Below are 13,135 nucleotides of genomic sequence, written 5' to 3' on the forward strand. Positions count from 1 at the left end.
ATTGGTCACCGCCGTCTTGATGGAACAAAGCGAACAGTGGGAGACCGGAAAGCGGTACGTCACGTTCTAACCAAGCCTGCCCGCCAAACTCGATCTGTGGCTTTTACAGAAAGGCTGGGGCGGTATCAAGCTCTTGGAGGCGATCAATCAGGTCCATTGTCTAGAGTGGGAGTTTGAGAGCGTGGAGGAGAACGGCGATTAGCCCCTTATAGCCAAAATCGTCGCGGGTTTCAGCAACATTCCGGCCGGGTTCTAACTCTGTCACGGGAGGGGTGGGCTGGCGGTGGTCGGTGCGATCGATTGCGCAGAAACTGGGGGCGCCGGCGAGGGCCCTCTGCCAGGGGGCCTGGCTTTAGGATTGTTCGCCTAACTTTTCCGCTGAGTCAGCGACAGCTTGTCTAGGTCGAACTCTATCTGGTGAAGGCGGCTCTTCAACTCGACCTGGTCGGCTAGGCGGTCGGCCCGTGTGCCTGCGTCGGCCAGCAGTGTCCGCAGTCGCCGCGCGTCGTCGAGAAGTGCCTGGCGGGCGTCCACGGACACGAGGGTAAGCAGCGGCGGGGCGCAATGCCACAAGATAGGCTGCCGATTTATGCGTGCCGGCATGAGCGGTTACGATACCGCCCGCCATGGAAACGCCGTTCCACTCAACGCCCGTCGTCAGAACCCCACCTGCGCCGCTGCCCGAGGGCGTGACGCGATGTCCTCACGCGAGCCCTGACTCCACGCTCGCCAACTGTTGGGCGGTCCGTCTGGAGCTGCACCACCCGAGCGGCGCCGGCTCCATCGGCTGGATCGTCTGGCGGGACCCCACCCCCAAGGCCGTGCGGATCAAGCCGCTCACGAAAGAGCGGATCACCGATCTACGGCCGGGCGATCGGGTCGAGGTCCGCGGAGCGGAGTTGGTGGTCCGGAGGATTGAGGTTTTGCGGTAGGAAGGTGTGCAGGAGTTTCACGCCGACGCTTGGGTTGGCTGGGCTCAAAGTCGCTGAGGTTGGGCACACCTCAGCACATTTGCGACGGGCGTAACTCCGGGCGGTTGGTCCAGCCGTTGCGTTCTAGCAAACCGGGAAACTCGAATCGGTTTCATCACCGATGTAGATCGGCGAGACGCCGTTACTGCCCCAGGAGCGTCACCCATGACGCACGCCTGGACAGCCAATATGCAATCCCCGGGAACATTCGGTTTGCCCTGAAAGCACCGCAGCAAGGTGTCCGGCCGTACAGCAGCCGGGTGACCGGACCCAAGGGAATTCGCGGCGTCAGTTATTTCCTTCAAAGGAAGATGTGACGCCAATCCGTCGCACGTAGACTGGTACTAGATTGGGGTGAGGGTCAGCGGCTGCTACTATACTCTAGGGCTGATTCCACTACTGGGGGCAGGTCAAGCTCGGCGGCTCTTGAAGTAGCAGACATCCATTCGACTTTTGCTTTCGCGACAGTAGTTCGCCATCATTGGCCGCCACACCTGTGTTTCATTTCTTAGAAATAGATCCAAGCGATTCGAGAATGCTGATTAAGAAACCGCAACTGACCGCCTCGCTACTATTCTTGATAGGGATAGCCTACAGCCTGCAGGCGATCGGTCAAACATACCCTCAAACATTGGACTACGAACTTGCACCCGTTCCGAATGTACCAGCTATTCGTCCCGAGGGCTCCGTCGAGATGGGGGATGCTGAATCTTTCGAGGAGGCAAAGCTCGACCTTCCCATAACCCCCGGGCCAATCTTGCCGACATGGAAATCGATAGAAGCCAACTATCCTGGCACACCAGATTGGCTAAGAGAAGCAAATTTCGGACTTTGGGTCCACTTCGGGCCGCAGTCCGCTGGAAAGAGCGGGGACTGGTATGCTCGCAGACTCTACATACCCGAAACATCGGCATTCAAGAATCACCATCGCAACTACGGAGATCCGACAAAGATCGGTTACAAGGAGGTTTTGCGTGACTGGAACCCTGAGAAACTCGATCCGGCCAAACTTGTGGAGATCTATCGGGATGCCGGGGTCAGATATCTAATTATACAAGGAGTTCACCACGATCAGTTCGATATGTGGGATTCGAAATACCAACCATGGAACTCCACCCGCATTGGTCCCAAACGCGACCTGCTGGGGGAATGGTCTAACGCGGCGCGCGAAGCGGGGATTCGTTTTGGCGTGACGTTCCATCACGAATACTCCTGGTGGTGGTGGCAATCCGCTTTCGGGCGTGATGAGCAGGGTCGACCTTACGACGGCCATCTGACCCTGGCAGATGGCAACGGAACTTGGTGGGAAGGATGCGACCCGCGTCTGCTGTACGGCATCAACTTGCGTGAATACAAGGGCGTTGTAGACGCAGCCTACTCGCGATGGTCTCCCCCTCCAGCGGGTATCTTTCGCCACCATCTGGAGTTCGATGAGTGGTACGCCAAGTGGTGGGCGTTGCGAATGATGGATGTAGTCGACAGGTATCAGCCCGACTTCATCTATACGGACGGAACGGACCAACAGCCCTTCAGTGGTTCTGGCACCGGAACCGGATTCAAGTGCGACGCCATGCAGCGTGTAATCGCTGATTATTACAATAAGACACTTCAGCGACGAGGGCTAATCGATGTGTTCAGCATTGTCAAGTTTCGCCGCAAGACCAATGGTACTGTAAATACGGCAGAAGGCTGGATTCCGGGCGAGATAAAGAGAGATCAGGACTGGATTGCCGAAACGCCCGTTGGCGACTGGTTCTATGGTCCCAATTTCCACTACAGTTCTGCTGCTGTCGTGCGCTACCTGCTAGAGCAGGTTTCACGCGACGGAAACGTCGGTCTGTGTGTTTCGATGCTTCCTGATGGGTCGCTTGATGAAGGGAGCACTCGGATGCTGAAGGAGATCGGCGCTTGGATGCGAACGAACGGACAAGGCATCTATGGCAGCCACGCCTGGACTGTGCTCGGCGAAGGATCTGGCGGCAAACTCAATGTCCTACCTGGCGGCAAGATTGGTAAGCAGCAAGCCATGCACTCGTTCTCCACGTCTGATTTCCGATTTACCGTCGGCAAATCCGGCGACCTCTACGCTTGGTGTATGACGATCCCTGAAGAGGACGAGGTGCTGCGTATTGCCACGCTTGCCAAAAAGGCTGGCCTGCATGGCCGTGCAATTCATAACGTCGAACTGCTCGGACACGAAGGCCCATTGGCATGGCTCCATAAGGACGACGCCCTCTACATCACCTATCCAGCCGGCACTTCTCTGAAGATTGCGACGGGCTTCCGAATTTCGTGGGAATAGCACGTCAAGTAGCCAAGGTCGGGCAAGAGGCTGCGGCTTATCGCGGAATCGATTAGATCCCCATAGGCGTCTACATGGTGGGATTACTACTTCATGATCCAACTGACTCTTCGCCTGCTTGGGTTGGTTTAGCTCCAGGCTACTGAGGATCACGCGAGCCACCGTCTATTCGATGTTGCACACGACCCGCTGATATCGAACAAGCGGCGGCGTCCCAGCGTCAGTAGCTTCGAGAATGATGTGAATCTGTTTGCCGGGCTCGTTGGGGACGACAAAGCTGGCCTCTTGCTGGCCCGCGTTGTCGATCTCTACCCGGGATTCCGCCGAGTCGGCTTCCTCGTATTGCCACCAGCGATACGTTAAAGCGTCACCGTCGGGGTCGCTGGTTCCAGCAGCGCTCAGCGAAACCGTCTCGCCCGGTTTGACCTCCAAGTCGGCGTCGTGGGCCAATTTGACATCGGGCGGATGGTTTGCTTCGTCATAAGATTTCACGCACCAGTCGGCTCGTGCCGCAAAATCTTGCTGAATCGCATCGATCCAGCGCCATTGAGGTTTGAGGTAGGCAGTCAATTCCGGATCTTTGGTAGTCTCCCGTTTTGCACGTCTGCGACCCCATGCCGAACTGCCATACCAACGACCCTTGGGATACTCGTAGCCACGCTCCGCTACATGATCGAGCCACGTGTTCTCGCGGACTTTGGTAAACCGACCGCCCCAACCGCCCCAGTCGGGTGATTCTTCGCTGCGCAGACCGGTCGGAATAACGTGCAGGAACGCCGGCGAGTCGCCCTCGGACCTGAAACGTCCATCATCGTGCGCTTTGTACATCTCGAGCAGCGGCCCATGGCTGCGCAGGGCATTCTCGTTCATCCATTCTGCGGAAAAATATCGCTGCACTTCCTGAGGTACGGCCCTGCGTTGACGTTCATAGGCGAAGGCGATGAACTGGTCGGAGACGATCGTCGGAATGTTGAACTCGCCCCAGCGCGGCCGAATGTATTTCTGGTAGGTGTCATCCTGCTCCCAGATAAAATAGAAGCGGATCTTCTTTGCCACTTCGGCCATCTTATCCGGATGCTTCTCCTCAATCGTCTTCAACGCCCGCGCGATAGTGTTGGGTCCTCCCCACGCCTGCAACCAGATCGGTCGGTCGTCGGAATCGTCCAGCAGGGCCTTGACGATCAGATTTGAGCCCACCGTTTCTTCATCCATGTCGCCTTCCGATCTGACGTTGCCGAGCACGGTGATGGATCTGAGATAGTCCGGTGTGGGGAAGTCGGGGTCGTGCTGGCTGAGGTTGGGATAGACTCTCTCATAAGCCTCCAGAAGCGGCTGAATCCAGTCATCGCCCGCCCACCTGTGGCCCTGCCAGTGATACTGCGAGCTCGATGTCACGATGCCCTCGACGTCGAACTCATTCGCGTACAACAGGAACCGCACCATCGAGCATTCGTCGTCGATTTCCCCATCGGTCGTGACGATGACCCGGGGGTTGTCCGAGACGGCGTCAGCCTGCTGCGCGCACGCGAAGGTGGTCAGGCAGGCGAGGATTATCGTGGGAATCAGGAGTGTAGGATGTAAAGTGTTCAATTTCCGTGTATCCAAAGTGTGTAGACGTGGGATGAGCCTCTAGCGGGTCGCTTGGCAATCACAGGTTCACAGACTGGTAGCCAGTGACACCCGATGGTTTCACCGGCTAAGAACTGATGCCGCGTCATCTTGCCAACCCGTTGACGTACTCCTCGATGTTGGAATAGCCGTCATCGTCGCGGTCTCTTGCCGCGTCCGAAGCGTCGTCGGGGTTCAGGTCGTGTGCTTTCTCCCATTCGTCGGGCATGCCGTCTTCATCCGCGTCGGCCGGCGGTTCTGCTGACTTCAGCTTCGGCCAACCGCCGACATCTTTCGGAGTTGTGATGATGCCGTTCGCGCCGAACTGCGCCGTGCCGGTGCGAACTTCTTCGACGATGCGAACGTCAATCGAATCGCGATTGGGAAACGAGCAACCCGCGTGGGTGAGGACTGCTTCGTAAGCCTCCTCCGCTGACTGCTGCTCGATCGGCATTGCGCCCCACGGCTCAGTCAGTCTCTTGAACCGATTGCCCTTCACACCCAGCCAGTTGTCCGTGGTTATTTTGGGAAAGCCATGAAAATGGTTGCCTGCCACGTGCCAACTGCCTGAATCCCCCTCGCCCCTCGACGAAGGCTTCGCGATGTGATCCTTGACGTCACTACGCGTGGCCGGGCCAGGTCTGTAGTAGTTGGCAAGCATGTTGATCGTCGAATGTTCGATGGGTGGATTTCTCCGGTCGCCCTTCTGGCGGGCTTCGCCGCCGTAGCAGCTTTCGTAGCCCCAGTTGTAAATCACGTTGTTGCGGTAGTCGTTGTAGCCGCAGCCCGACGCCCAGCGCGGATTGCGACTGTCGTTGTGGGCAATCAAGTTGTGATGGTAAGTGCCGAAGTTGTTGCCCCAAATGCCGCCAAAACGGTGTCCGGAACTGCCTTTTGCACACGCTTCGGAAATCAAACACCACTGGATCGTGACGTGTTCGTTGTGGTACACCGACAACACTTCGTCACTGCTCCAGCTTGTGGAGACGTGATCGAGGATGATGTTCTCTTTGTAACGACCAAAAACCGCGTCGACTTCGCGGGATACCGGATCGGGCCGCACGCGGATGTAACGAATGACCACATCGTTGGCGTTGAGCGACAGGTCGCCTTTGATGCAAATGCCGTCACCGGGAGCCGTCTGGCCAGCGATCGTGATGTTGTCGTTCTTGATGCTGAACCGTTTGCCCTCGCTGTCGATCGTTCCGGCGACACGGAACACGACGATTCGCGGCCCTTTGGCTTCGATTGCGGCGCGGAAACTTCCCGGACCGGACTCATGCAAGTTGGTTACCGCAATCACCCGTCCGCCGCGACCGCCTATGGTTCGAGCGCCATACCCTTCCGCACCGGGGAAGGCCGGCAACTCTCCGGACAACGCCGAATCGGTTGCCGCGATGGCTAGGACAACGGTGAAGAAGCTGAAGCAGATCGCGGGCACCGGTGTTCGTCCCGATATCGAAGGGGACTCGCTCATAGCATCGGCCGACAGCGCATAGTTCGTTGCTCTCATTGCGTCATATGCTCAACAGGACAGCAGGTTCGTGAGATCGGCAGTTATTGCAACTCGTTCCAAGCCGTGATTCTCTCTGCCTGCGATACGGTCTTCAACGTAAATCGATGTCTAATGAGGTTGGTTTTGAGACTCGCCCTCCATTGTCGCGACGCCCGTTGCCACCGCGGGATCGCCTCGCATTGTGCCGCTGAAACCCGGCCCAGCACTGTCGGACAAGTCGGAGATTGGCGCCAGAGTGAGCCAGTCCATCTGCTAGGGGTGGAACTCTCCGACCGCAATCTGCCAGGTATCATATGCGCGTCGGTTGTCACATCCTCCGTTCGATTCGGGACACATGAACCTGCACCGGGTTGATCGCCCTTCGCACTTTGGCTCGTGCACACCTGCGTTACTTTCTGTGCCAGAACCGCCCCGCGTCCGCCTGACCTGCCTCGGCGTTGTTTCCGGGTTGAATCCCGAATGGACTATTCTTCGGGCGGCCGGCAAACCTTGCACGGCTCCATCCCCGCCGCTCTCACCGCGGCGAGATCAGTCGGCCAGCAGCGCCCGCAGGCGGTGCGCGTCGTCGAGAAGTGCCAGGCGGTAGTCCATGGGGACCACTCTACCGACGCCGCCAGCCGATTCCGAGCGAGCCGGTGAGCAGCAGGGCGCAAGCGGACGGTTCGGGAACGGCGAGAAGAGTCACTTTGAGAGTAGCGTTAACATCGAAGTAGTCGTCGCGAGATGTAACGGCGCCTAGGTAGAACTCGAAAGGCGTGCCGTCCGCAAGTATTCCGGCTAGGGTCGCTCGGCGGTCTCTCAGCTCTTGGGTTTCACCAGGGTCTAGACGCCGGATCGGCCTTCCATCCAGGGTGAACTGGGTGCCGACCAAGTGGACCTCGCTCCCGGGAAGTGCACGGAATCCCGATCCCCTCGGCTCTTCGACTGTGCCGCCGCTAATCGTGAGGCTTGCCCCCGCCTCTACCGTCACCGCTGGTCCGATCACGCCGCCACTAATGACGCCGAAGCTGTCCGGCGCAAAATCGATGTTCTCAAGCCGGCCCCCGGTCACATGCACCTCGCTTCCAGGATGCGCGTAGACGTAGCTGTCGGCGAAACCCCCGCTAACCCTAAACACGCTCCCCGCGAACAGGTCGATCCGACCGCCAACCGTGCCCGAACTCAGGTTGACTTCCGTTTCTACGACCTCAAGGCCCGCGCCAATCGATCCGCCGTCAACGTTGAGTACTCCCCCGACCGCAGAGAACGGCCCGTCAAGCGCCCCCCCCGGCAATAGATTCAAGGTCTCTCCTGGCCTGAGACCATCGGGACCGACGCCGTCGACGACTATAGGAGAGACCGCGGCAGCCGCCAGATCAGTCGCTACGAGCTGAACATCGGCCAGATTGTCACCCCTGGTCGGCGTGAAGATGAATACCGCGCCACTCGCCAAGGTGCCCGTGAAGATATCACCCGCTTGAAGTGTTATCGCAGACTCGGTGTACTCCACGCCGTTCAGGCTAAATTCGTTCCCGTGCAATGTGACGGAACCGTCCGCCGCATTGAAACCCCACCCGAACCGCCCCCCGGATATTTGCACCGAAGCCCCCGAACCAGCAATGAGTCTCCCTGCGACCGCCCCCCCGCTTATCGACGCAGAAAAACCACTCCCGCCTACGTCGTCTGTGATCCTACCACCCGAGAGATTCAGATGACTTCCGGGCTCCAAATCAACGACTCTACCCGAGCCGCCACTACCAACCTCGCCGCCACTGATGTTTAGTTCTCCGCCGATACCCACGCCGCGCCCAACTACCCCGCCCCGCACGTTAACGACACTGCCCAGCTCAGACTTCAGGAAAATCGCCACCGTGCCCTGGTTGATGTTCACCGTGCTGCCGGGGTTGGCATGGAATCCGTTGCCAACCGAACCGCCGTTGATGTTGACTTCGACATTGGTGCTCGATCCGTCCGCCAGGCCAGCGTCAAAGGAGAACGGGACCTCTCCACCGTCGGCAAGATTCAGCTGCGTCGAGGACCCGATGGAGCGAGGGACTGGTTGTGGGGGCGAGTTAATTACCGTGTCGAACTCCAGAGGGTTGGACTGGGCGTTGGCGGCGGGCAGGGGTTCGAACCAGAGCGACGCCAGCGCCAATGTTGCTAGCAGAGTAGCAGTGCGCAGCTGCATCTTAACGTCGTGAGGCATTTGGCGTTTAGCGTTTGTTCGTAGAGTGGAGGGCGAATAGAGGGTCAGCCGAGCCCGCGTGAGAGTTTGCTGGCTCTCCCTCGGGGCGAGCTGCATGCCCACACGCACGCCAAGGCGGCTAGGGCTGAGGCGGTGGGGGTGGGGACAGCGCTGAAGCCGTAGTGGAACATCCCCGAGGTGCCGTCGGTGAACCGAGCATGGAATGCCAGGTTGCCGTACCGCTCGAAACTGCTGACCCGGCCATCTGCGTTGCCAGAGCCCCCATCGAAATCGATGGAACTGATGGTGCGTAGGTCACCCTTCAACACTTCAAGCTCATCATTGGTTCGGACAACTAGCTCCAGCTCTCCAGAAGAGGTTTCAAGCCAGATCCCCGACTGGACCGCTGGATAGCTTGGGTCTAAAAAGGTTGCCGCAAACGCCACCGTGCCGTCAGAGCCGAGACCGACGTCACCTAGGTGCCGAAACGTCACGCCGTCGGGCGTGTCGGGCGCCTGGTCACCTATCCTCGCAACGACCTGTGTTCGGCCTCCGGGCGCCAGGCGGAAAATGGCGTCGTCGTTCTCGTCTGTGATGTCGTCCCCGAATAGCCTGGCTTTGTAGACAATCACGCCATCATCATTCATCAATGCCGCTTCCTGTCCTAAATCTGTCTCAGGCGCGACGATGGAAACGCCACGGCTGACGAGGGTGTCGCCACTGATGAGCTTCGCCTCGACGCCAGACTCAGCGGCCGTCCAGATTCCAGACTGACCGGACGGGGGTGGAGCAAGGACTGAACTGAAGAAGGCGATCTCTCGGCTTGAGTTGAGGACGGGAGAGAACCGAAACGGGATTGAGATCGAGACGTTTCGAAACTCTGCACCCGTGGGAGTTCCCGGTGGGTGTAAGCCTTCTCGGACTAGCAGCGAGGTTGCGCCGCTAGAGGCCAACCATATCCCAGAGTCTTCCCGTTGCTCGAGTCCGCTTGCTTCGGTTAACCCAACAAATGCGACGTCTCCGTTGCTGTTGATCGATACGGAGTCATCCGAGAAGTTGGTGAATGGCCTTCCAATTCCAGGCGCGATGTCCCCGCTTTTTACGACTTCGGAAGTAGTCTCGCCGTCGAAGCGGTACACACCGGTCACCAAGTTGGGCGGCCGGCGTTCCTGCGCGATCATGTAGTAGACGATCTCGCCGTCAGTGCCGACCCTGTACGAACGTAGCACGGCGTCGGCAATCACGTTCGGGAGGCCCGGCAGTACGGCGCCTTCTAACACGACAAGATCAAGGTCACCGTCCTTCGCGCGCCAGAGGCCGTCCCGTTCGACACCTCCGTCCGATTGGATGGAAGCATGGAATACAATCGTGCCGTCATCGGCGAGGTTCGGGAATCCTGCGTAGATTCTACTGAAGACCTCCCCGTCCAACGCGCCGGGCGCCGTCATCCCTTCCTGGGCGATTATGTGGAGACGGTCCCCGTCGTCGAACCACAATGCCCCGTCGTTGGCGCTGTCGATCCCAGGACCACGCATCTGCGAGAAAAAGGCCGATTGCCCACTCGCGTTGAGCTCTGGGCGATTGCCATCGCCGTTGATGGTGACGTAGCTAAACTCTCCCAGCGCAACACCCGTGGGCATCGCCGGCGCCTGTTGGTCGGACAAACCGAGCGTTCGGATACGCAGATCGCTCGACGGTTCGACCGCAATGCCCACGACGGGACAGCAGAGCGTGAGAGTTAAGAGGGCAGCTGCAGTCGGGTTGCGCATTGCAGACAGTCTAGTTGATGGCGTGGTGAGACCCGACGGTCCTGCCGTCGATTTTCGAGGCGGTGCTCCAAACTGGCTCAGTATCGGCTGCGGAGGCGCACGGTTCAAGCTATTTGGCCAATCGGACCGGCCTCGGAGAGCTCTCAAATAAAAGACTTTCATAGGCTAGGCGGGGTGGCTCTCCCACGCGAAGTGAGGGCACCCGGTCTAGTGCCCCTCGTTGACATTGCGAAGCCAGATCTGGCAGACTCGTAGGCAATAGAAGCGTTTCCGGTGGAGCCACTTCGTCTGCAGAAGCACCAGCACGGTTCTCATTGAAGCTAAACACTATTCAGCAGTCCCAGCCTTCACGAAGGTGATCGTGCGCACAGGGAAACTTGTGTGCGAATGGGTGACCGTGGCTGGGCCGGTAGTGCCGCCTTATCGACGCTCGTGAGGGCTGGGGCTTCTTGGTGAGTCTAGCGTTGTCTAGGCGGCAATCAGAAATGCGCATAGAGGTAGTCGATTTCAAGAGCTACAGACGCGTCTTCGCTTAACCTCGTCTGGATGCTTGATAATCTACGCTTGAGAGTCATACGTGGCGTCGGGCAGTAAATGGGCCGAGCTGGCGAGGGTGCCGCACGCAGGTTTCGCTAGTCCCTGTGCAAGCAAAGTGGTATCCCACTTTATCACCTCAACAGCCTTCCGTGTCCCCGCTGCCAGTTGAGAGACACGGTTTCTGGGGAGATCTTAAGTTGAGAGAACTGCCTCAAGCTGCTGTAGAAAGCGAGCAGTGCAGTGGCTGCGGAGACGCGGTTGAGGTGGTGAGGGGAGAGCACTATGCACTTGAAGCCGCATAGACCTCTCCTTGCAGACCGCGCCGTTGTGAGCGGCGCGGACCGTTTCGGCGTGTTCAATCGCCAAAACGGCGTGGCGATCGAGGGCTTGGATAGTGTCGGAGAGCGAGACTATCTCCTGAGCAAAGGCCGCGGCCGTGTTAGAGCCGTCTCGTACCGCGATGTACAGAGGCTTATTGACTAACCATCACAGAGTTCGCGCCTCCGGCTTGTCCGGCGGCGCGGGCAGTACCTACGCTGAGCAATGAAATGGCGAGCCTTTCCCGCCGGTCGAGCACCGGCAGCTACAGCATCCAATTTGAAGACCGTGACCGCATAAGGCAGACGATCACATTGGGGAAAATCCCCAAGCGGGCGGCCCAGCAGACCTTGATTCACGTCGAGAAGCTGGCGGCCGCTCAGATCACTGGCACGGCGCCTGACGCCGACACGAGCCGTTGGCTATCCGGCGCGAGCGAAAAGCTAATCGCCAAGCTGGCGAAGGTTGGGCTAGTGCAGGACCGACAGAACGCCCTGCTGGGGGCCTGGATCGACTTCTACGATGCGAGTAGGAAGGCGGACCCCAAGATCAAGCAGAGCACGATTAACGCGTCCGCGGCGACCTTCAAGAGCCTCAAGAAGTACTTCGGCGCCGGGCGTCCGTTACGGTCGATTGCGAAGGGGGAGGCCAAGGCGTGGCGGGTCAAGGTCGCGGAGGGCAGGGCGGAGAACACCGTCCGCAAGTGGACTGCAGCGGCGAAGAAGCTGTTTAACGCAGCCATTGAGTTTGGCGTGGTCGACGCGAACCCTTTCGATGGGCTTCAGGTGACAACGCTGGAGGTACGCGAACGTGAGTTCTTCATCACTCAAGACGCCGCTGACAAGGTGCTCAAGGCGTGCCCCACGCTGGAATGGCGGTTGATCTTCGCATTGGCACGTTACGGCGGCCTACGCTGCCCGTCTGAAGTGCTTGCACTGCGTTGGGGCGACATCCTATGGGACCAGCAGCGGTTCATAGTGCGGAGCCCGAAGACAGAACACCACGACGGTCTAGGCTCACGAGTCGTGCCGCTGTTCCCAGAACTGACGCCGTTGCTCTCCGAAGGCTTCGACCAGGCGGAGCCCGGCGCCGAGTTTGTCATAACCCGAACCCGCGACTCTGCCACCAACCTGCGCACGCAGATGGCCCGGATTGTCGAGCTGGCGGGGCTGCAGCCGTGGCCGAAGCTGTTCCAAAACCTACGCGCGACAAGAGCAACTGAGCTGGCCGACAGCTTCCCGGGGCACGTCGCCGCGGCATGGCTGGGGCACAGCGTGAAGGTCGCGAAGAACTACTACTGGCAGGTCACCGACGACCACTTCGAGGCCGCCGGACAAAGCGCTGCAAATGCGCTGCAGAAGCTGCCGCAAGGCAGTGTAAATAAGTGCAGCAAGGGGGGCGAAAACCTCGCTAAATCACACTCTTCTGCACTCAGTGCAGAAGCATCAGTGGGCGATACAAGACTCGAACTTGTGACCTCTGCGGTGTGAACACAGCGCTCTAACCAACTGAGCTAATCGCCCTTTCGGGAACGGGATTGTAGCAACGCCCGGGTTGCTTGGCCAGACGGGGTGGCCGGATGAACGCCGCCGCTGCTGCGGTTGGCCCGGCGGCCTTACACGGTGGCCCTACACGGTGGTGTGGCGGGCGTCCTCGGAGTCCGACTCGGTCTCGGGCTCGGGGGGGCTGAAGGCGTTGGAGTCGGGCGTCTCGCGGTCGTCGTGCACGAGCGAGTCGGTGGGGTCGCTGTTGACCGCGGCGTTCCACTCGTCGGTGACGCCGTTCATGCCCTTCTTGAACTCGGTCAGGCTACGTCCCATCGATCGGGCGACCGAGGGCAGCCGGTTGCCGAACAGCAGCACCGCGATGGCGCCGATGATCAGCATCTCCATGTGGCCCATGCCGCCGATGAACGCCAGGGCGAGTTGAATCTGTTCCATACCGCTAAGC

The 13,135-nt window shown here is 59.3% G+C and carries 9 protein-coding genes and 1 tRNA gene; 3 read left to right on the plus strand and 7 right to left on the minus strand.

Annotation, left to right across the window (positions count from 1 at the left end; all coding sequences use genetic code 11):
- Positions 1-366: 366 nt before the first annotated feature.
- Positions 367-573 carry a hypothetical protein gene (locus tag KOR34_RS26440; RefSeq protein ID WP_197531176.1) on the minus strand — a complete coding sequence of 69 codons (207 nt, stop codon included), beginning with the start codon at positions 571-573 and terminating at the stop codon, positions 367-369.
- A 53-nt stretch (positions 574-626) separates the two neighbouring features.
- On the opposite strand from KOR34_RS26440, the gene KOR34_RS05560 reads away from it, so the two are divergent.
- Positions 627-932, plus strand: coding sequence for a hypothetical protein (locus tag KOR34_RS05560; protein ID WP_146562956.1), 306 nt, complete (start codon positions 627-629; stop codon positions 930-932).
- 574 nt (positions 933-1,506) lie between these two features.
- On the plus strand, positions 1,507-3,273 hold the full coding sequence (locus KOR34_RS05565; RefSeq protein WP_146562959.1) for an alpha-L-fucosidase: 1,767 nt from the start codon (positions 1,507-1,509) through the stop codon (positions 3,271-3,273).
- Between the two features lie 165 nt (positions 3,274-3,438).
- On the opposite strand, the gene KOR34_RS05570 is transcribed toward KOR34_RS05565, so the two are convergent.
- The 4 genes from KOR34_RS05570 to KOR34_RS05585 form a co-directional block, all read right to left on the minus strand.
- Entirely contained in the window at positions 3,439-4,863 is a 1,425-nt protein-coding gene (locus tag KOR34_RS05570) for a DUF1593 domain-containing protein (protein ID WP_146562961.1), read from the minus strand.
- 124 nt (positions 4,864-4,987) lie between these two features.
- Positions 4,988-6,394, minus strand: coding sequence for a pectate lyase family protein (locus KOR34_RS05575; protein ID WP_228714519.1), 1,407 nt, complete (start codon positions 6,392-6,394; stop codon positions 4,988-4,990).
- A 604-nt stretch (positions 6,395-6,998) separates the two neighbouring features.
- Positions 6,999-8,582, minus strand: coding sequence for a PEP-CTERM sorting domain-containing protein (locus tag KOR34_RS05580; RefSeq protein ID WP_146562963.1), 1,584 nt, complete (start codon positions 8,580-8,582; stop codon positions 6,999-7,001).
- 44 nt (positions 8,583-8,626) lie between these two features.
- Positions 8,627-10,330: a DUF7453 family protein gene (locus KOR34_RS05585; RefSeq protein WP_146562965.1), complete on the minus strand. Its 1,704-nt coding sequence runs from the start codon at positions 10,328-10,330 to the stop codon at positions 8,627-8,629.
- 1,085 nt (positions 10,331-11,415) lie between these two features.
- Here KOR34_RS05585 and KOR34_RS27445 point away from each other — a divergent pair.
- Positions 11,416-12,675 carry a tyrosine-type recombinase/integrase gene (locus tag KOR34_RS27445; protein WP_146565843.1) on the plus strand — a complete coding sequence of 420 codons (1,260 nt, stop codon included), beginning with the start codon at positions 11,416-11,418 and terminating at the stop codon, positions 12,673-12,675.
- Here the strand turns inward: KOR34_RS27445 and KOR34_RS05595 are convergent.
- Positions 12,635-12,708: transfer RNA gene (locus KOR34_RS05595), tRNA-Val, on the minus strand. The genes KOR34_RS27445 and KOR34_RS05595 overlap by 41 nt on opposite strands.
- A gap of 105 nt (positions 12,709-12,813) precedes the next feature.
- Positions 12,814-13,125, minus strand: coding sequence for a Sec-independent protein translocase subunit TatA/TatB (locus KOR34_RS05600; RefSeq protein ID WP_146562967.1), 312 nt, complete (start codon positions 13,123-13,125; stop codon positions 12,814-12,816).
- Positions 13,126-13,135 lie beyond the last annotated feature (10 nt).

Source organism: Posidoniimonas corsicana, from assembly GCF_007859765.1.
Taxonomy (GTDB): Bacteria; Planctomycetota; Planctomycetia; order Pirellulales; family Lacipirellulaceae; genus Posidoniimonas; species Posidoniimonas corsicana.

Excerpts from the sequence above, each read along its gene's own strand:
- KOR34_RS05585 (WP_146562965.1), bottom strand. The coding sequence starts at position 10,330 with ATGCGCAACCCGACTGCAGCTGCCCTCTTAACTCTCACGCTCTGCTGT.
- KOR34_RS05575 (WP_228714519.1), bottom strand. The coding sequence starts at position 6,394 with ATGAGAGCAACGAACTATGCGCTGTCGGCCGATGCTATGAGCGAGTCC.
- KOR34_RS27445 (WP_146565843.1), top strand. The coding sequence starts at position 11,416 with ATGGCGAGCCTTTCCCGCCGGTCGAGCACCGGCAGCTACAGCATCCAA.
- KOR34_RS05565 (WP_146562959.1), top strand. The coding sequence starts at position 1,507 with ATGCTGATTAAGAAACCGCAACTGACCGCCTCGCTACTATTCTTGATA.
- KOR34_RS05560 (WP_146562956.1), top strand. The coding sequence starts at position 627 with ATGGAAACGCCGTTCCACTCAACGCCCGTCGTCAGAACCCCACCTGCG.
- KOR34_RS05580 (WP_146562963.1), bottom strand. The coding sequence starts at position 8,582 with ATGCCTCACGACGTTAAGATGCAGCTGCGCACTGCTACTCTGCTAGCA.
- KOR34_RS05600 (WP_146562967.1), bottom strand. The coding sequence starts at position 13,125 with ATGGAACAGATTCAACTCGCCCTGGCGTTCATCGGCGGCATGGGCCAC.